The sequence below is a fragment of the Acidiferrobacter sp. genome, assembly GCF_054609335.1.
The window spans coordinates 21,225-36,597 of the sequence record NZ_JBTRWP010000008.1 but is presented as its reverse complement, the minus strand read 5'-3'; the positions used below and the strand labels follow the sequence as shown (position 1 = coordinate 36,597).

28 protein-coding genes are annotated in these 15,373 nt (G+C 61.9%); all 28 read right to left on the bottom strand.

Annotation, left to right across the window (positions count from 1 at the left end; genetic code table 11):
- Positions 1–14: 14 nt before the first annotated feature.
- The 28 genes from rpsD to fusA all read right to left on the bottom strand — a co-directional run bounded on the left by rpsD (position 15) and on the right by fusA (position 15,370).
- Positions 15–644, bottom strand: a complete 630-nt coding sequence (gene rpsD, locus ACYCTF_RS03350; protein WP_461283391.1) for a 30S ribosomal protein S4 — start codon at positions 642–644, stop codon at positions 15–17.
- 19 nt (positions 645–663) lie between these two features.
- Positions 664–1,062 (bottom strand): 30S ribosomal protein S11, encoded by a 399-nt coding sequence (rpsK, locus tag ACYCTF_RS03345; protein WP_461283390.1) that lies wholly within the window; start codon positions 1,060–1,062, stop codon positions 664–666.
- 16 nt (positions 1,063–1,078) lie between these two features.
- Positions 1,079–1,435: a 30S ribosomal protein S13 gene (gene rpsM / locus ACYCTF_RS03340; protein ID WP_461283389.1), complete on the bottom strand. Its 357-nt coding sequence runs from the start codon at positions 1,433–1,435 to the stop codon at positions 1,079–1,081.
- 77 nt (positions 1,436–1,512) lie between these two features.
- Positions 1,513–1,626: a 50S ribosomal protein L36 gene (gene rpmJ / locus ACYCTF_RS03335; RefSeq protein WP_461283388.1), complete on the bottom strand. Its 114-nt coding sequence runs from the start codon at positions 1,624–1,626 to the stop codon at positions 1,513–1,515.
- A gap of 8 nt (positions 1,627–1,634) precedes the next feature.
- Positions 1,635–2,996, bottom strand: coding sequence for a preprotein translocase subunit SecY (gene secY / locus ACYCTF_RS03330; protein WP_461283387.1), 1,362 nt, complete (start codon positions 2,994–2,996; stop codon positions 1,635–1,637).
- Positions 2,996–3,424, bottom strand: coding sequence for a 50S ribosomal protein L15 (rplO, locus tag ACYCTF_RS03325; RefSeq protein WP_461283386.1), 429 nt, complete (start codon positions 3,422–3,424; stop codon positions 2,996–2,998). Before rplO ends, secY begins: the two co-directional genes overlap by 1 nt.
- The gene (gene rpmD / locus ACYCTF_RS03320; protein WP_461283385.1) at positions 3,424–3,612 is read right to left on the bottom strand and encodes a 50S ribosomal protein L30; all 189 of its coding nucleotides are present in this window, start codon (positions 3,610–3,612) and stop codon (positions 3,424–3,426) included. Before rpmD ends, rplO begins: the two co-directional genes overlap by 1 nt.
- An 8-nt stretch (positions 3,613–3,620) precedes the next feature.
- The gene (gene rpsE, locus ACYCTF_RS03315) at positions 3,621–4,136 is read right to left on the bottom strand and encodes a 30S ribosomal protein S5 (protein ID WP_461283384.1); all 516 of its coding nucleotides are present in this window, start codon (positions 4,134–4,136) and stop codon (positions 3,621–3,623) included.
- A gap of 9 nt (positions 4,137–4,145) precedes the next feature.
- Complete coding sequence (gene rplR, locus ACYCTF_RS03310) at positions 4,146–4,499, bottom strand: 50S ribosomal protein L18 (protein ID WP_461283383.1); 354 nt, start codon at positions 4,497–4,499, stop codon at positions 4,146–4,148.
- Between the two features lie 9 nt (positions 4,500–4,508).
- On the bottom strand, positions 4,509–5,042 hold the full coding sequence (rplF, locus tag ACYCTF_RS03305) for a 50S ribosomal protein L6 (protein ID WP_461283382.1): 534 nt from the start codon (positions 5,040–5,042) through the stop codon (positions 4,509–4,511).
- Between the two features lie 10 nt (positions 5,043–5,052).
- Positions 5,053–5,442: a 30S ribosomal protein S8 gene (gene rpsH, locus ACYCTF_RS03300; RefSeq protein WP_461283381.1), complete on the bottom strand. Its 390-nt coding sequence runs from the start codon at positions 5,440–5,442 to the stop codon at positions 5,053–5,055.
- Positions 5,443–5,451: 9 nt separating this feature from the next.
- Positions 5,452–5,757, bottom strand: coding sequence for a 30S ribosomal protein S14 (gene rpsN / locus ACYCTF_RS03295; RefSeq protein ID WP_461283380.1), 306 nt, complete (start codon positions 5,755–5,757; stop codon positions 5,452–5,454).
- Between the two features lie 9 nt (positions 5,758–5,766).
- Positions 5,767–6,309 carry a 50S ribosomal protein L5 gene (gene rplE, locus ACYCTF_RS03290; RefSeq protein ID WP_461283379.1) on the bottom strand — a complete coding sequence of 181 codons (543 nt, stop codon included), beginning with the start codon at positions 6,307–6,309 and terminating at the stop codon, positions 5,767–5,769.
- Between the two features lie 9 nt (positions 6,310–6,318).
- Complete coding sequence (rplX, locus tag ACYCTF_RS03285; RefSeq protein WP_461283378.1) at positions 6,319–6,636, bottom strand: 50S ribosomal protein L24; 318 nt, start codon at positions 6,634–6,636, stop codon at positions 6,319–6,321.
- 7 nt (positions 6,637–6,643) lie between these two features.
- Positions 6,644–7,012 carry a 50S ribosomal protein L14 gene (gene rplN / locus ACYCTF_RS03280; RefSeq protein ID WP_461283377.1) on the bottom strand — a complete coding sequence of 123 codons (369 nt, stop codon included), beginning with the start codon at positions 7,010–7,012 and terminating at the stop codon, positions 6,644–6,646.
- Between the two features lie 72 nt (positions 7,013–7,084).
- Positions 7,085–7,357, bottom strand: a complete 273-nt coding sequence (gene rpsQ, locus ACYCTF_RS03275) for a 30S ribosomal protein S17 (protein ID WP_461283376.1) — start codon at positions 7,355–7,357, stop codon at positions 7,085–7,087.
- Entirely contained in the window at positions 7,354–7,551 is a 198-nt protein-coding gene (gene rpmC, locus ACYCTF_RS03270) for a 50S ribosomal protein L29 (protein WP_461283375.1), read from the bottom strand. Before rpmC ends, rpsQ begins: the two co-directional genes overlap by 4 nt.
- An 11-nt stretch (positions 7,552–7,562) precedes the next feature.
- Positions 7,563–7,976: a 50S ribosomal protein L16 gene (gene rplP, locus ACYCTF_RS03265; RefSeq protein ID WP_461283374.1), complete on the bottom strand. Its 414-nt coding sequence runs from the start codon at positions 7,974–7,976 to the stop codon at positions 7,563–7,565.
- A 13-nt stretch (positions 7,977–7,989) separates the two neighbouring features.
- The gene (gene rpsC / locus ACYCTF_RS03260) at positions 7,990–8,667 is read right to left on the bottom strand and encodes a 30S ribosomal protein S3 (protein WP_461283373.1); all 678 of its coding nucleotides are present in this window, start codon (positions 8,665–8,667) and stop codon (positions 7,990–7,992) included.
- 1 nt (position 8,668) lies between these two features.
- Positions 8,669–9,010: a 50S ribosomal protein L22 gene (gene rplV / locus ACYCTF_RS03255; protein ID WP_461283430.1), complete on the bottom strand. Its 342-nt coding sequence runs from the start codon at positions 9,008–9,010 to the stop codon at positions 8,669–8,671.
- 2 nt (positions 9,011–9,012) lie between these two features.
- Positions 9,013–9,291 (bottom strand): 30S ribosomal protein S19, encoded by a 279-nt coding sequence (rpsS, locus tag ACYCTF_RS03250; RefSeq protein ID WP_461283372.1) that lies wholly within the window; start codon positions 9,289–9,291, stop codon positions 9,013–9,015.
- A 23-nt stretch (positions 9,292–9,314) separates the two neighbouring features.
- On the bottom strand, positions 9,315–10,142 hold the full coding sequence (gene rplB, locus ACYCTF_RS03245; RefSeq protein WP_461284553.1) for a 50S ribosomal protein L2: 828 nt from the start codon (positions 10,140–10,142) through the stop codon (positions 9,315–9,317).
- Positions 10,143–10,150: 8 nt separating this feature from the next.
- The gene (gene rplW / locus ACYCTF_RS03240; RefSeq protein ID WP_461283371.1) at positions 10,151–10,441 is read right to left on the bottom strand and encodes a 50S ribosomal protein L23; all 291 of its coding nucleotides are present in this window, start codon (positions 10,439–10,441) and stop codon (positions 10,151–10,153) included.
- Positions 10,438–11,061, bottom strand: coding sequence for a 50S ribosomal protein L4 (gene rplD, locus ACYCTF_RS03235; RefSeq protein WP_461283370.1), 624 nt, complete (start codon positions 11,059–11,061; stop codon positions 10,438–10,440). Before rplD ends, rplW begins: the two co-directional genes overlap by 4 nt.
- A complete protein-coding gene (rplC, locus tag ACYCTF_RS03230; protein ID WP_461283369.1) occupies positions 11,058–11,720 on the bottom strand; it encodes a 50S ribosomal protein L3 in 663 nt (220 codons plus the stop codon). The genes rplD and rplC overlap by 4 nt, the downstream gene beginning before the upstream one ends.
- Positions 11,721–11,728: 8 nt before the next feature.
- A complete protein-coding gene (gene rpsJ / locus ACYCTF_RS03225; RefSeq protein WP_065972132.1) occupies positions 11,729–12,040 on the bottom strand; it encodes a 30S ribosomal protein S10 in 312 nt (103 codons plus the stop codon).
- Between the two features lie 5 nt (positions 12,041–12,045).
- Positions 12,046–13,236 (bottom strand): elongation factor Tu, encoded by a 1,191-nt coding sequence (tuf, locus tag ACYCTF_RS03220; RefSeq protein WP_461284159.1) that lies wholly within the window; start codon positions 13,234–13,236, stop codon positions 12,046–12,048.
- 34 nt (positions 13,237–13,270) lie between these two features.
- The gene (gene fusA / locus ACYCTF_RS03215) at positions 13,271–15,370 is read right to left on the bottom strand and encodes an elongation factor G (protein ID WP_461284167.1); all 2,100 of its coding nucleotides are present in this window, start codon (positions 15,368–15,370) and stop codon (positions 13,271–13,273) included.
- Between the last annotated feature and the right edge of the window lie 3 nt (positions 15,371–15,373).

The window sequence follows — 15,373 nt, the reverse complement described above, 5'->3', positions numbered from 1 at the left end:
GGTTCCTCCGAGACTTACTTCGAGTACAGGGCGACGACGAGCTGCTCGTTGATTTCGCCCGGCACCTCGCGACGCTCCGGCACGGCCTTGAAGGTACCCTTCATGGCCTTGATATCGACATCGAGCCATTCCGGGAAGCCGCGCTGCTCGGCGGCCTCCAAGGCCGCTTTCACCCGCAACTGTTCCTTGGCGCCGCCGCTCAGCTCGATCACGTCCTGAGCCGAAAGCTGATAAGCCGGAATGTTGACCCGCTTGCCGTTCACCAGGACGCCGTTATGGCGCACGAGTTGGCGCGCTTCCGAACGCGACGCGCCAAATCCCATCCGATGAACAACGTTATCGAGTCGACACTCGAGCAGCTTCAACAGGTTTTCACCCGTATTGCCACGCCGCCTGTCGGCCTCCACGTAGTAATTTGCGAACTGCGCCTCCAGCACCCCGTAGATGCGCCGAAGCTTCTGCTTCTCACGCAACTGCGTGCCGTAATCCGACAAGCGGCTTCGTCTCTGACCATGCTGTCCGGGGGGATAGGCTCGCTTCGACACCGGACACTTGTCCGTAAAGCACTTTTCCCCTTTTAGAAAGAGCTTACCGCCCTCGCGCCGACATTTACGGCATTTTGCATCCGCGTTCTCACGGGCCATTCTTCTCTCTCTCCGTCAACTAGACGCGCCGACGCTTAGCCGGCCGACAACCATTATGGGGGATCGGGGTTACATCAATGATGTTGCTGATCTCAAAACCCGCCGAATGCAGAGCTCGCACGGCGGAATCGCGCCCAGGGCCCGGGCCTTTCACCCGGATCTCGAGCGCCTTTACACCAAACTCCTGCGCCGCCCGCCCCGCCTTATCGGACGCCACCTGGGCTGCAAACGGCGTGCTCTTGCGCGAACCCCTGAAACCCGCGCCGCCCGCCGTCGCCCACGACAACACGTTCCCCTGCCGGTCGGTGATCGTGATCATCGTGTTATTGAAAGATGCCTGGATATGCGCAACGCCCTCGGCGACGTTCTTCTTGACGCGCTTTTTGGCTTTGCCCGCTGCCGGTGTGTTAGTCGCCATGTCTATCCTTTACCCCTTACTTCCGAATGCCCTTGCGGGGGCCCTTGCGCGTGCGCGCGTTGGTCTTCGTGCGCTGCCCACGCACCGGCAGGCCCCGCCTGTGGCGCATGCCACGATAGCTACCGATGTCCATGAGGCGCTTGATGTTCATGGAGACGGTACGGCGCAGATCCCCTTCCACCACGAGCTTGCCGACCTCGGCACGAATCTTGTCGACCTCGGCGTCGGTTAAATCCTTCACCTTCACTGTGGTCGCAATCCCCGCTGCATCGCAGATCTGCCGAGACCGCTGCCGGCCTATGCCGAAGATGGATGTGAGTCCGATCTCGACATGCTTATGATTCGGGATATTGATGCCTGCAATACGGGCCATCGTGTCTTCTCTCCTAAACGCGCCCTTCGCCAACGAAAAGCGCGCAAGCCTAGCTTAGAAATACCGGAATAGCAAGTCTAGCCCTGGCGCTGCTTATGACGCGCCTCGCTACACACAATCCGGACAACCCCTTTTCGCCGAACGATCTTACAGTTACGGCACAACTTCTTCACCGACGCCCTGACTTTCATGGTTCCCTCTACTTAGGTAGCCCGCTTACCCCGCCCGTGAGGTTCGCCTTCTTCAATAAACTCTCATACTGATGCGACATCAGGTGCGCCTGCACCTGCGCCATAAAGTCCATGCTCACCACGACGATGATAAGCAGCGACGTGCCCCCAAAATAAAACGGCACATTCCACTTCAAGATCAAAAACTCCGGCAACAAGGACACCAGCGTAATGTAGATCCCGCCCGACAGAGTCAACCGCGACATCACGTCATCAATGTAGCGCCGCGTCTGCTCCCCAGGTCGTATCCCGGGTATGAAGGCACCTGACTTCTTCAGGTTTTCGGCCGTATCCTTGGGGTCCATGATCATCGCGGTGTAGAAAAACGAAAAAAACATCACCGCGACCGAAAACACGATCAAGTACACCGGTTGCCCTGGCGCCAAGGCGTTGGCCACATTCTGCAGCCACCCCATGCCCTTAGCATGACCAAACCAATTTGCCGCCATGGTCGGAAACAAGATCATGCTCGACGCGAATATCGGTGGGATCACCCCCGCCGTGTTCACCTTGAGCGGCAGATGGGTCGTCTGGCCGCCAAAAATTTTACGCCCTTGCTGACGCTTGGCATAGGTCACCGTGATCCGGCGCTGGCCGCGCTCGACGAACACGACAAAGGCCGTCACCGCCAAGGCCACCCCAAACAGCAGCAGCACGAACAAGGGCTGAAAAGACCCATTACTCGCAAGCTCCAGGGTCCCTCCGATGGCCTGCGGCAATCCCGCCACGATGCCCGCGAAGATGATCATGGAGATCCCGTTGCCGATGCCGCGCTCCGTGATCTGTTCGCCCAGCCACATCAGAAACATCGTGCCGGCAACCAGGGTGACCATCGTAAAAAGCTCAAAGCCCAGGCCAGGATCTCTCACGATCGCCACGCCACCTGCGGTCTGGTGCTCGAGAGCAATCGATATCCCAAGCCCCTGAAAGGCTGCCAGGACCGAGGTCCCATACCGCGTATACTGCGTCAGCTTGCGCCTTCCCGCCTCGCCCCCGTCCTTACGCAGCTCATCGAGCTTCGGGATCACGGGCGTCAACAGCTGAATCACGATCGAGGCCGAAATATACGGCATGATCCCGAGCGCGAACACCGACAAACGCTGAAGCGCGCCGCCCGAGAACATGTTGAACATGCCAATGATCGAGCCACTCTCACGCTGGAACAAGGACGCGAGCGCCGCGCCATTGATCCCCGGCACCGGGATATGCGTGCCGATACGAAACACCACCAAGGCCCCTAGCAGAAAGAAGATCCGCTGCTTTAGGTCGCTCAACCGGCCGAGCATGCCGGGCGTGAGCGACCCCTGGCGTTTCGCGTCCTTCGCGGCCATCAGTCCTCGACTCTGCCGCCCGCCGCCTCAATCGCCGCCCGCGCACCTTTGGTGGCGGCGACCCCTTTCAGCACCAGCGCCTTCTCGATGGATCCCGACAGGAACACCCGCGCGCGGGTGGCCGTAGCATCGATCACATTTGCGGCTTTCAGCGCCGCCAGATCGACCGTCCCATCCAATCCGTGCAGCTCCGAGAGCCGCACCGATGCTGTCTCGGCGGCCATCGCCGAACGGAAACCGAACTTAGGCAGGCGCCGCTGCAAGGGCATTTGCCCGCCCTCGAATCCCACTTTATGATAGCCGCCGGCCCGCGCCTTCTGACCCTTATGCCCGCGACCGCAGGTCTTGCCGAGCCCCGAACCACCCCCGCGGCCGACGCGCTTGGCGGCGGTCCGATGAGGATCGGGCTTGATCGTGTTGAGACGCATCAGGCCACCTCCTCGCACTTCACCATATACGCCACCTTGCGAACCATGCCGCGCGTGGCCGCGCTATCCTCGACCAATACGCTATGGTGCATCCGCCGAAGCCCAAGCCCCCGCACGCACGCCTGGTGCCGCGCGCCTGTTCCGAACATGCTGCGCACCAAGGTGACCTTCATCTGCTTCTTTGCCATGACCGCTCCTAGCCGCCCGTGATCTCTTCGACGGTCTTGCCACGCTTGGCGGCAACCTCCGCCGGATTGCTCACATCGAGCAAGGCTTTCAACGTAGCGCGTACGACATTGATGGGGTTCGTCGAGCCCAAGGCCTTGGCCAGCACGTTCCGCACCCCCGCCACCTCGAACAAAGCGCGCATCGCGCCCCCCGCTATAATCCCGGTTCCTTCCGACGCCGGCCGCATCACCACTTTGGATGCGCCATGATTTGCCGTCACGCCGTAGTGCAGGGTCCCGTTTTTCAGGTGCACGCGGACCATGTTGCGCCGCGCATCATCCATCGCCTTTTGCACGGCGACCGGCACCTCGCGAGCCTTGCCCTGCCCTATCCCGACACGCCCATCGCCATCACCCACGACCGTGAGCGCCGCAAAGCCGAACTGCCGGCCGCCCTTGACCACCTTGGCCACGCGATTGATGCTGATGAGCTTTTCTTGGAGGTTATCGCTGTAACCGTCCGAATCCGACCCGCCTGCCGCCACAATGCCTCCTTAAAACTCGAGTCCGCCTTCGCGCGCCGCATCCGCCAAGGCCTTCACGCGGCCATGATAACGGAACCCGGACCGGTCGAACGCGACCTTGACCACCCCTGCCGCCTTCGCCTTCTCGGCGATCCTGCGACCCACGAGCCGCGCGGCATCGACGTTCCCGCCGGTCTTCAGGTCCTTGCGGACCTCCACTTCGACGGTCGAGGCGCTGGCCAGGACCCGGCTGTCCGGCCCTATAACCTGCGCGTACATATGCCGCGGCGTGCGATGGATGCACAACCTCTGCTCCCCCAGAACCGCAATACGCCTCCGGGTCCGGAACGCCCGCCGCTTGCGTGCTGTCACCTTTTCTTTCATAAGGTCGCCTTACTTCTTCTTCGCTTCTTTCTTCACCACCACTTCGTCGCTATAGCGCACACCCTTGCCCTTATAGGGCTCCGGTGGCCTGTAGCTGCGAACCTCGGCGGCAACCTGGCCCACGCGCTGCTTGTCGGCCCCCTTGATCACGATCTCCGTTTGGCTCGGGGTCTCGATCGTGATCCCCTGCGGAATGTCATAAACCACCGGGTGCGAGAAGCCCAGCGTCAGGTTCAGTTTGCGCCCCTGTACCGCGGCGCGGTAACCAACGCCTACGATCGAAAGCTTGCGCTCAAAACCCTTCGTCACGCCGTTCACCATATTCTGAACGAGGGCGCGCGTCGTTCCCGACAAGGCGTTCGCAGCCGATGACGCGTCTGCGGCCGTAAAGCGCATGACATCACCGTCCTGCTCCACGGCCACAAGCGCATGGATGCGGTGGGCCAGCTCGCCCTTCGGCCCCTTAATCGTGATATCCGCGCCGTTCCGGGCTAAAGACACGCCCGAAGGCAGGCTCACCGGATTTTTCGCAACTCGAGACATGCCTCGCTCCTTAAACCACCACGCACACGATCTCGCCGCCCAGGCCCGCAGTGCGCGCCGCCCGGTCGGTCATCATGCCTTTGGACGTCGACACGACGGCGATCCCCAGGCCCCCATCCACGGTCGGCAGCTCGTCGTGCGACCGATAAACGCGTCGACCGCCACGGCTCACGCGATCGATGCGCGCGATGACCGGCCGCCCCGCATAATATTTGAGCTCGATCTCGAGCTCGGGCTTCACCCCTTCGATGACCCGAAAGTCACCGACATAGCCCTCATCCTTCAAAATCTTGGCCAGGGCGCACTTGGGCTTGGAAGCCCCCATGCGAACGCTGATTTTCTCGGCGCGCTGGGCGTTACGAATGCGGGTCAACATGTCCGCAATGGGATCATTCATCATGGTCGTTACCTACCAGCTCGCCTTCACGATACCCGGGATCTCGCCGCGCATCATCATCTCGCGCAGCTTGTTCCGGCCCAGACCAAATTTCCGGTAGTAGCCCCGCGACCGCCCGGTCATATAGCAGCGGTTACGGACACGCACGGGGCAAGCATTGCGCGGCTGCTTCGCAAGCGCCGCGAACGCCTGCTGGCGTTCCTCTTCGGGAAGCCGCATGTTCACCGACGCCGCCTTCAGTTCGGCGCGTCGCTGCGCGTACTTCGCCACCAGCGCCTCGCGTTGCCGATTGCGTAATATCTTTGACTTCTTCGCCATATCCGCCCCTTAAACCCGAATCGGCAACTTGAAGGCCAACAGCAGGGCTCGCGCCTCTTCGTCGGTCTTGGCCGTCGTCGTTATGGTGATGTCCATGCCGCGCACGGCATCGATCTTGTCGTACTCGATCTCAGGAAAGATAATCTGCTCCTTGATCCCGAGCGAATAGTTACCCTGGCCGTCGAACGAACGGTTCGGCAAGCCGCGGAAGTCGCGCACGCGCGGCAGTGCTACGCTTACAAGACGATCCATGAAGTCATACATACGGGTGCGTCGCAGCGTCACCTTGCAACCGATCGGCCAGTCCTCCCGCACCTTGAAGGCCGCGACCGACTTGCGGGCACGCGTCACGACAGGCTTTTGTCCGCCGATCGCCTGCATATCCCCCACCGCATTCTCGATCACCTTCTTGTCCGCCAGGGCCTCGCCCACGCCCATATTCAGCGTCACCTTCACGAGCCGCGGCACCTGCATCGGGTTTTTATACCCGAAACGCGCCATGAGCTCCGGCCGAATGGTCTTTTCGTACAACTCCTGAAACCTGCTGGTCATCGCCTTCCCCTACGCATCCACGACTTCGCCGCTGCGCTTGAACACGCGCACCTTGCGGCCGTCATCCAAGGTGCGAAACCCAACGCGCTCGCCCTTGCCTGTCGCCTTGTTGAACAAGGCCACGTTCGCCACGGCCAGTGGGGCCTCGCGCTCGATGATGCCACCCGTAACGTTCTTGTTGGGGTTCGGCCGGGTGTGATGCTTGACCCGATTCACGTTCTCCACCAACACGCGGCCATCGGCAAAGACGCGAAGCACGCTACCGCGCTTCCCTTTGTCCTTACCGACTCGCACCACTACCTCATCGCCTTTTCGGATCTTTTGCATGGCGCACCTATATCACTTCGGGAGCAAGCGAGATGATTTTCATGAACTGCTCGCCGCGCAACTCGCGGGTCACCGGGCCAAAGATACGGGTACCCACCGGCTGATGCTGCGGATTCAAGAGCACCGCCGCATTGCTGTCGAAACGCACGACCGAGCCATCTGCCCGCCGCACACCGACTTTGGTCCGCACGATCACGGCGTCGTACACATCGCCCTTCTTCACGCGCCCCCGCGGCACCGCTTCCTTGATGCTAATCTTAATGATGTCCCCGATCCCGGCATACCGCCGCTTCGAGCCACCAAGGACCTTTATGCATTGCACCTTTTTGGCGCCGCTGTTGTCCGCGACCGACAGCACGCTTTGCATCTGAATCATGGTGTTCCTTCCCTTAGGCGCGCCCTGCGTAGCCCGCCATCATAACATCGATTGACCCGGCCCCAAAGGGCCCTAGACTACGGGCGGCCGGTCCAAGACCCGCACGAGCCGCCAGGTCTTGGTCTTCGAAAGCGGCCGACACTGCTCGACGAGCACGAGATCCCCTTCGCGCCCCTCGTTGTTCTCATCATGCGCATGGAGCTTGGTGCTCCGACGTACATACTTCCCATAGACCGGGTGCGGCGTCTTGCGCTCGATGAGGACTGTGATCGTCTTGTCCATCTTGTTGCTCGTCACCCGTCCGGTCGCGGTGCGGGCCGGCTTTTCCAAAGTCGCTTCCGTCATGATCTATCGGCCCCCGCCTGCTGCAACACCGTCAACAGCCGGGCAATATCCCGGCGCACCTTCCCAATCTCGCTCGTATCGCGGATTTGCCCCGTGGCCTTCTGCATCCGCAGCGTGAACTGCTTCTCGCGCAGGGCCTCGAGCTCCTTGCGCTTTTCCTCGGCCGACGCGGCCCGCATCTCTTTCAGATCCATGACTGCCTCTCTCAAGCGACTTGTCGCGCGACGAACGTGGTCTGCACAGGCAATTTCGCGGCCGCCAAGCGGAAGGCATCGCGCGCCACCGCCTCGGTCACACCCTCCATCTCGTAGAGCACCTTGCCGGGCTGGACCAAGGCAACCCAATATTCGGGGTTGCCCTTTCCTTTACCCATGCGCACCTCAAGCGGCTTTTTCGAGATCGGCTTATCCGGAAATACACGGATCCACACGCGCCCGCCACGCTTGATCGAACGCGTGAGCGCTCGCCGCGCAGCCTCGATCTGCCGCGAGGTCAGCCGCCCACGCCCCAAGGCCTTGAGCCCGAACTCCCCGAAACTCACCTTGTTGCCCCGCGACGCAAGCCCGCGGTTGCGACCCTTGTGTTGCTTACGAAACTTCGTTCTCTTTGGCTGCAGCATGCTTCATTCGGAATCAGGCCGTAGCCTTCTTCCCCTCCGTCTCCGCGTCCGCGGGGTTCATCTGCCCGTAGATCTCGCCCTTGAAGATCCACACCTTAATACCGATGACGCCGTAGGTCGTATGGGCCTCGGCGACCCCATAGTCGATGTCGGCGCGCAGCGTGTGCAGCGGCACCCGTCCTTCGCGATACCATTCCGTACGCGCGATCTCCGCACCGTTCAGACGCCCCGCGCACATGATCTTCACGCCGAGCGCACCCAGGCGCATGGCGTTCGTCACCGAACGCTTCATGGCACGGCGGAACATGATGCGCTTCTCGAGCTGCTGTGCGATGTTTTCCGCGACCAGCGCCGCATCCAGCTCCGGCTTGCGGATCTCCTCGACATTCAGCTGCACGGGCACGCCGGCGAGCCGGGCGAGCTCGTGACGCATCCGCTCGATATCCTCACCCTTCTTTCCGATCACGATGCCCGGCCGTGCCGTGCGGATCGTGATGGTCACGCTTTGCGCCGGGCGCTGGATGACCACCGAACTCACGGCCGCGTGCGAAAGCTTGGCCTTGATCCAGGCGCGCAAATCCACGTCCGCGCGCACATTGGCGGCATAGGCGCTGCGGTGGGCATACCACTTGGCCGTCCAATCCTTGACGATCCCAAGCCGCATCCCGATCGGATTGATTTTTTGACCCATCTTAGTTCCCCCCCACCGCTGCGACCGTGACGCTGATATGGCTCGTCCGCTTCAGAATGCGCGCGCCGCGGCCTTTCGCCCGGGCATGGAAACGTTTCATCGAAGCCGCCCCATTGATCTGGATCTCCGAGACCTTGAGCTCGTCCACGTCCGCGCCGTCGTTGTTCTCCGCGTTCGCGATAGCCGACTCCAGCACCTTCTTCAGGATACGGGCCGCCTTCTTCGGGCTAAACTCCAGTACTTCGAGGGCGCGGCCGACCGGCATCCCGCGGACCAAATCCGCCACCAGCCGCCCTTTTTGGGGCGACACATGCACGTTCTTCAAAACCGCCTTGGTCGCCATCATCAACCTCCCGAAGCCTTCTTGTCCGCGGTATGGCCCTTAAAGGTCCTGGTCGCCGCGAACTCGCCGAGCTTATGCCCGACCATGTTGTCCGAGATCAGCACAGGAACGTGCTGGCGCCCGTTATGTACCGCGATCGTAAGCCCAATGAAGTCTGGCATGATGGTCGATCGGCGCGACCAAGTCTTTATGGGTTTCTTGTTCCCGGTCCTCTGCGCCTCACCGACTTTCTTGGCCAGATGGCCGTCGATAAACGGTCCTTTCTTAATCGAACGTGGCACGATGCGCCCTCACACTTTTTCGGTTACTTCTGGTACCGGCGACGAACGATCATGCCGTCGGTCCGCTTATTCATCCGCGTCCTATAACCCTTGGTCGGAGTGCCCCACGGGCTCACGGGGTGGCGCCCGCCGGACGTCCGTCCCTCACCACCGCCATGCGGGTGATCGACCGGGTTCATCGCCACACCACGCACAGTCGGCCGTATGCCGCGCCAGCGCGAAGCGCCGGCCTTGCCAAGCTTGCGCAGCGAATGCTCCGCGTTGCCGACTTCGCCCACCGTGGCCCGGCATTCGACGTGCACTTTCCGCACCTCACCCGACCGCAGCCGCAACTGCGCATACTCTCCTTCCCGCGCGACGTACTGCAGAGCCGCGCCGGCCGAGCGGCCGATCTGCGCCCCTCGACCCACCTTTAATTCCACGCAATGCACTGTTGTTCCCACCGGGATATTCCGCAAAGGCAAACAGTTCCCAGCGCGAATCGGCGCATCGCTCCCCGACATCACTTCCTGCCCGACCTCGACGCCCTTGGGCGCTATGACATAGCGGCGTTCGCCGTCGGCATAGAGCATGAGTGCGATGTGGGCGCTGCGATTGGGGTCGTACTCGAGGCGCTCGACGCGCGCCACGATCCCGTCTTTATCGCGCTTAAAATCGATCAGGCGGTAGTGCCGCTTATGCGCACCGCCACGATGCCGCACCGAGACCCGGCCGGCGTTGTTGCGCCCGTCGATCTTCGCCTTCTTCTCCACGAGCGCCGCGAACGGCGCGCCTTTGTGCAGTCCCGGATGAACCACCTTGACGAGGCCGCGGCGTCCGGCCGACGTCGGTCTTACTTTGACGATTGGCATGCTTCCCCCTATTGCCCCGTTCCGAACTGGATATCGAAACCGGGCTTCAAGGCCACATAGGCCTTTTTGACGTCCGACCGCCGTCCCGGGGTCTTGCCACCCTTGGTCTTGCCCTTCAACACCGCGATGCGCACAGCTGCCACTTCGACCTTGAAGAACTTCTCGACCGCCGCCTTCACAGTCGCCTTGGTCGCATCCTTACGGACCCGAAACACGAACTGCCGATGCTTCTCGGCAAGACGCGTACCCTTCTCCGAGATATGCGGCGCCAGCAGAACGCTGTAGATATCGTCCTTCATGCCAGCATCTCCTCAAGCTTTTTCAGGGCCCCCACCGTCATGAGCACCTTTTCGTGAGCGATCAGCGACACGGGGTCGATCCGATCGCTCGAGCGCACCGCCACCCGGTACAGGTTGCGTGCCGCAAGCGCAAGACCGAGATCCGCGTCCTCGGCCACGATCAGCACGTCCGGCGACCGGCCGGTGATCCCGAAGGCGGCAAGGCGCGCCAGCAAGTCCTTGGTCTTCGACGCCGTCTGCATCTCATCGATCGCGATGATCCGGTCCTGGCGCACGAGCTCCGACAGGATCGAGCGCAAGGCCACCCTGCGCATCTTCTTGTTTACTTTCTGACTGAAATCCTGCGTGGTCGCCGGGAAGGTCTTCCCGCCGCCCCGCCATATGGGACTGCGGATATTCCCCGCCCGCGCCCGGCCGCCGCCCTTCTGAGCCCACGGCTTCTTGGTGCTCCCGCTCACGGCCGCGCGGTTCTTCTGCGCTCGCGTCCCGGCCCGACCGCCCGCCTGGTAGGCGACAACGATCTGGTGGACCAGATGCTCTTTAAATGGCACCCCGAAGGTCGTATCCGCGATCTCAATCTCGCCGGTACCCCCGGAGGCCTTCACCACCGTCATCTTCATGATTGCTTGGCCTCCGCCTTACGGGCCTTCACGGCCGGCCGCACAACGACGTCCGAACCCGCCGACCCCGGTACCGCGCCGCGGATCAGGAGCAGATTCCGCTCCGCGTCCACCCGCACGACGACGAGATTTTGCTGCGTACGGATCTTGGCGCCCAAGTGGCCAGCCATTTTCTTGCCCGGGAATACGCGCCCCGGCGTTTGGCGTTGACCGATAGACCCCGGTGCCCGGTGCGACAAGGAATTACCATGGCTCGCGCGGCCGCCGCCGAAATGATGCCGCTTGATGACGCCCGCAAATCCTTTACCTATGGTCGTACCCTGGACGTCCACCGTCTGCCCTTCCGTGAAGATATCGACGCGGACCTCGGCACCGACTTCCAGCCCCTGCCCTTCATCAGCTGTCAGACGAAACTCCCAAAGGCTCGCGGCAGGCTCGATCTTCGCCTTCGCGAAGTGCCCCGCAAGCGCCTTCGTGACCCGTGACGGGCGCCGCGTTCCGCTCGCGATCTGCACCGCCCGATAGCCATCGGTGTCCACGTTCTTGATCTGTGCCACGTGGTTGCGCTCCACCACGACCACAGTCACGGGTGCCACCACGCCGTCTGGCCCGAACACGCGGCTCATTCCGACCTTCTTTCCCACGATTCCGAGTGCCATGACCGCTCCTAGCTTACCTTGATCTCGACGTCCACACCGGCCGCAAGATTGAGCTTCAAGAGCGCATCCACCGTCTTTTCAGTCGGCTCAATGATATCCATGATGCGCTTGTGTGTGCGGATCTCGAACTGATCACGCGAGCTCTTGTCAACGTGCGGCGAGCGCAACAACGTATACCGCTCGATCTTGGTCGGCAAGGGGATCGGCCCCTTGACGATGGCGCCGGTACGCTTGGCGGTATCGACGATCTCGGATGCCGACCGGTCGATAAGCCTGTGATCGAACGCCTTCAAACGAATTCTAATCTTTTGGTTGGCCATGGTTTCTACTCAAGTATCTTCGACACCACGCCCGCACCCACCGTCCGGCCGCCTTCGCGGATGGCGAAACGCAGGCCTTCCTCCATGGCGATCGGATTGATGAGGGTGATCGTGAGCTTAACGTTATCCCCGGGCATCACCATCTCGGTGCCGGCAGGCAGATCGCAGGAACCGGTGACGTCGGTGGTACGGAAATAGAACTGCGGGCGATAACCCTGGAAGAACGCCGTGTGACGCCCGCCTTCGTCCTTGCTCAGGACGTAGACCTCGGCCTCGAAACGGGTGTGCGGCTTGATGGAGCCGGGCTTGCAGAGCACCTGGCCGCGCTCGACTTCTTCGCGCTTGGTGCCGCGCAGCAAGACACCGATGTTGTCGCCAGCCTGACCCTGGTCGAGGAGCTTACGGAACATCTCGACGCCGGTGACGATGGTCTTCACGGTGTCGCGCAGGCCCACGATCTCGACTTCATCGCCGACTTTCACGATGCCGCGCTCGACGCGCCCGGTGACCACGGTGCCGCGTCCGGAGATCGAGAACACGTCCTCGACGGGCATGAGGTAGGCGCCGTCGATGGCGCGCTCGGGCTGCGGGATATAGGCGTCCAGGGCCTCGGCGAGTTTCAGGATGGCGGGCTCGCCGATCTCCGAGCTATCGCCCTCGAGGGCCTTCAGGGCCGAGCCTATGATGATCGGGGTCTTGTCCCCTGGGAACTCATAGCGGTCGAGGAGCTCACGCACCTCCATCTCGACCAGTTCCAGGAGCTCCTTGTCGTCGACCATGTCGGCCTTGTTCAGGAACACCACGATGTAGGGCACGCCCACCTGGCGGGCCAACAGGATGTGCTCGCGGGTCTGGGGCATGGGGCCGTCGGCGGCCGATACCACCAGGATGGCGCCGTCCATCTGGGCGGCGCCTGTGATCATGTTCTTGATGTAGTCGGCGTGCCCGGGGCAGTCGACGTGCGCATAATGGCGCTGCGTGGTCTGATACTCCACATGCGCCGTCGCGATCGTGATACCACGGGCGCGCTCCTCGGGGGCGTTGTCGATCTGGTCGTAGGCCTTGAACTCGCCCCCGAACTTCGTCGCCAAGACCTTGGTCAGGGCCGCCGTGAGCGTGGTCTTGCCATGGTCGACGTGGCCAATCGTGCCCACATTCAGATGGGGCTTCGTGCGTTCAAATTTTCCCTTGGACACCGTGGGTACCTCGTAGACTGAATCGTTTTCGTTCTTAACTAGCTTTCTTGATGACCTGTTCGGCGATATTGCCAGGCGCTATGGCATAGCGCTTGAACTCCATCGCATAGGTCGCGCGCCCCTGGGTGGCCGAGCGTAAGGATGTCGCATACCCAAACATCTCGGCGAGCGGCACTTCGGCCCGCACAACCTTGCCGGCTGGCGCGTCTTCCATGGCCTGGATGACACCGCGGCGCGAGCTCAGATCGCCGTTCACGCTTCCCATGTAGTCCTCGGGCGTCACCACCTCGACTGCCATAATAGGCTCCAGCAACGCCGGTTCGGCCTTCAGACAACCCTCGCGGAAGGCCATGCTCGCCGCCATCTTGAAGGCGTTTTCCGAAGAGTCCACCTCGTGGTAGGACCCGTAGAATAGGCTCACCTTGACGTCCACCACCGGGAATCCCGCCTGGATGCCGCGATCCAAGGCCTCACGCACGCCCTTCTCCACCGCCGGGATGTATTCACGGGGGATCACGCCGCCTTTGATTTCGTCAACGAACTCAAAGCCTTTGCCGGCCTCTTGCGGCTCGATGCGCAGGAAGACATGGCCATACTGCCCACGCCCACCACTTTGCTTCGCGAACTTGTGTTCCTGCTCGACCTTTTTGCGGATGGTCTCGCGATAGGCCACCTGCGGCTTACCGACACTCGCCTCGACGCCGAACTCGCGCTTCATCCGGTCGACGATGATTTCGAGATGCAATTCGCCCATGCCCGATATGATCGTCTGCCCGGACTCCTCGTCGGTGCGTACGCGAAACGACGGGTCCTCCTGCGCGAGTCGCCCAAGCGCGAGCCCCATCTTTTCCTGGTCAACCTTGGTCTTGGGCTCCACCGCCTGCGAGATAACCGGCTCCGGAAACTCCATACGTTCCAAGGTCACGATACGCTCGGGGTCACAGAGGGTGTCGCCAGTGGTGATGTTCTTCAGGCCTACCGCAGCGGCGATGTCGCCGGCGTGTACTTCCTTGATCTCATCACGATGATTGGCGTGCATCTGCAATAGACGCCCCGCACGCTCCTTTTTCCCTTTCACAGGGTTGTAAATCGAGTCACCGGTCTTCAGGACCCCGGAATACACACGGAAATACACGAGCTGGCCCACGAAAGGGTCGGTCGCAATCTTGAACGCGAGCGCCGCGAACGGCGTGTTATCGTCCGCCGGACACTCGACCTCGGAGCTGTTCTTGTCGTCGAGATGACCTATGATCGCCTTCTTTTCCTTGGGCGACGGCAGATAATCGATGACGGCGTCCAGCATGGACTGCACGCCCTTGTTCTTGAACGCCGATCCGCACAGGGTCACGACGATCTGCGAAGCCAAGCTGCGCGCGCGCAGACCGCCCTTGATCTCCTCGTTCGTGAGCTTCTCGCCGCCCAGATACTTGTCCATGAGGGTCTCGTTGGCCTCGGCCGCGGCCTCGATCATGCGCTCCCGCCACTTCTCGCACTCTTCGCGCATCTCGGCGGGGATCTCCCGCTCCTCAAACTTCGTACCCTGGGTCGCGTCGTCCCAGAAGATCGCCTTCATCTTCAGGAGGTCGACCACACCCTGGAAGCGGTCCTCAGCGCCGATCGGCAGCTGGATCGCGACCGGAGTCGCGCCCAGCCGCACCCGCACCTGCTCGACTACGCGCAGGAAATTCGCGCCAGCGCGGTCCATCTTGTTCACGAAGGCGATGCGCGGCACCCCATACTTGTTCGCCTGCCGCCACACCGTCTCCGACTGGGGCTCGACGCCACCCACAGCACAAAAGAGCGCGCAGGCGCCGTCCAGCACACGCAGCGAGCGCTCGACCTCGATGGTGAAGTCCACGTGGCCCGGGGTATCGATGATGTTGATGCGGTGCTCGGGATAGTTTGCGGCCATCCCCTTCCAAAAACAGGTTGTAGCCGCGGAGGTGATGGTGATGCCACGCTCCTGCTCCTGCTCCATCCAGTCCATCACGGCGGCGCCTTCATGCACTTCGCCGATCTTGTGAGACACGCCGGTGTAGAACAGGATCCGTTCCGTGGTGGTGGTCTTACCCGCATCGATGTGCGCCATGATGCCGATGTTGCGATAACGGTCGATTGGTGTCGTACGAGCCACGGC

Excerpts from the sequence above, each read along its gene's own strand:
- rpsD (WP_461283391.1), bottom strand. The coding sequence starts at position 644 with ATGGCCCGTGAGAACGCGGATGCAAAATGCCGTAAATGTCGGCGCGAG.
- rpsK (WP_461283390.1), bottom strand. The coding sequence starts at position 1,062 with ATGGCGACTAACACACCGGCAGCGGGCAAAGCCAAAAAGCGCGTCAAG.
- rpsM (WP_461283389.1), bottom strand. The coding sequence starts at position 1,435 with ATGGCCCGTATTGCAGGCATCAATATCCCGAATCATAAGCATGTCGAG.
- rpmJ (WP_461283388.1), bottom strand. The coding sequence starts at position 1,626 with ATGAAAGTCAGGGCGTCGGTGAAGAAGTTGTGCCGTAACTGTAAGATC.
- secY (WP_461283387.1), bottom strand. The coding sequence starts at position 2,996 with ATGGCCGCGAAGGACGCGAAACGCCAGGGGTCGCTCACGCCCGGCATG.
- rplO (WP_461283386.1), bottom strand. The coding sequence starts at position 3,424 with ATGCGTCTCAACACGATCAAGCCCGATCCTCATCGGACCGCCGCCAAG.
- rpmD (WP_461283385.1), bottom strand. The coding sequence starts at position 3,612 with ATGGCAAAGAAGCAGATGAAGGTCACCTTGGTGCGCAGCATGTTCGGA.
- rplR (WP_461283383.1), bottom strand. The coding sequence starts at position 4,499 with ATGAAAGAAAAGGTGACAGCACGCAAGCGGCGGGCGTTCCGGACCCGG.
- rplF (WP_461283382.1), bottom strand. The coding sequence starts at position 5,042 with ATGTCTCGAGTTGCGAAAAATCCGGTGAGCCTGCCTTCGGGCGTGTCT.
- rpsH (WP_461283381.1), bottom strand. The coding sequence starts at position 5,442 with ATGATGAATGATCCCATTGCGGACATGTTGACCCGCATTCGTAACGCC.
- rpsN (WP_461283380.1), bottom strand. The coding sequence starts at position 5,757 with ATGGCGAAGAAGTCAAAGATATTACGCAATCGGCAACGCGAGGCGCTG.
- rplE (WP_461283379.1), bottom strand. The coding sequence starts at position 6,309 with ATGACCAGCAGGTTTCAGGAGTTGTACGAAAAGACCATTCGGCCGGAG.
- rplX (WP_461283378.1), bottom strand. The coding sequence starts at position 6,636 with ATGCAAAAGATCCGAAAAGGCGATGAGGTAGTGGTGCGAGTCGGTAAG.
- rplN (WP_461283377.1), bottom strand. The coding sequence starts at position 7,012 with ATGATTCAGATGCAAAGCGTGCTGTCGGTCGCGGACAACAGCGGCGCC.
- rpsQ (WP_461283376.1), bottom strand. The coding sequence starts at position 7,357 with ATGACGGAAGCGACTTTGGAAAAGCCGGCCCGCACCGCGACCGGACGG.
- rpmC (WP_461283375.1), bottom strand. The coding sequence starts at position 7,551 with ATGGATCTGAAAGAGATGCGGGCCGCGTCGGCCGAGGAAAAGCGCAAG.
- rplP (WP_461283374.1), bottom strand. The coding sequence starts at position 7,976 with ATGCTGCAGCCAAAGAGAACGAAGTTTCGTAAGCAACACAAGGGTCGC.
- rpsC (WP_461283373.1), bottom strand. The coding sequence starts at position 8,667 with ATGGGTCAAAAAATCAATCCGATCGGGATGCGGCTTGGGATCGTCAAG.
- rplV (WP_461283430.1), bottom strand. The coding sequence starts at position 9,010 with ATGGCGACCAAGGCGGTTTTGAAGAACGTGCATGTGTCGCCCCAAAAA.
- rplB (WP_461284553.1), bottom strand. The coding sequence starts at position 10,142 with ATGCCAATCGTCAAAGTAAGACCGACGTCGGCCGGACGCCGCGGCCTC.
- rplW (WP_461283371.1), bottom strand. The coding sequence starts at position 10,441 with ATGAAGGACGATATCTACAGCGTTCTGCTGGCGCCGCATATCTCGGAG.
- rplD (WP_461283370.1), bottom strand. The coding sequence starts at position 11,061 with ATGAAGATGACGGTGGTGAAGGCCTCCGGGGGTACCGGCGAGATTGAG.
- rplC (WP_461283369.1), bottom strand. The coding sequence starts at position 11,720 with ATGGCACTCGGAATCGTGGGAAAGAAGGTCGGAATGAGCCGCGTGTTC.
- rpsJ (WP_065972132.1), bottom strand. The coding sequence starts at position 12,040 with ATGGCCAACCAAAAGATTAGAATTCGTTTGAAGGCGTTCGATCACAGG.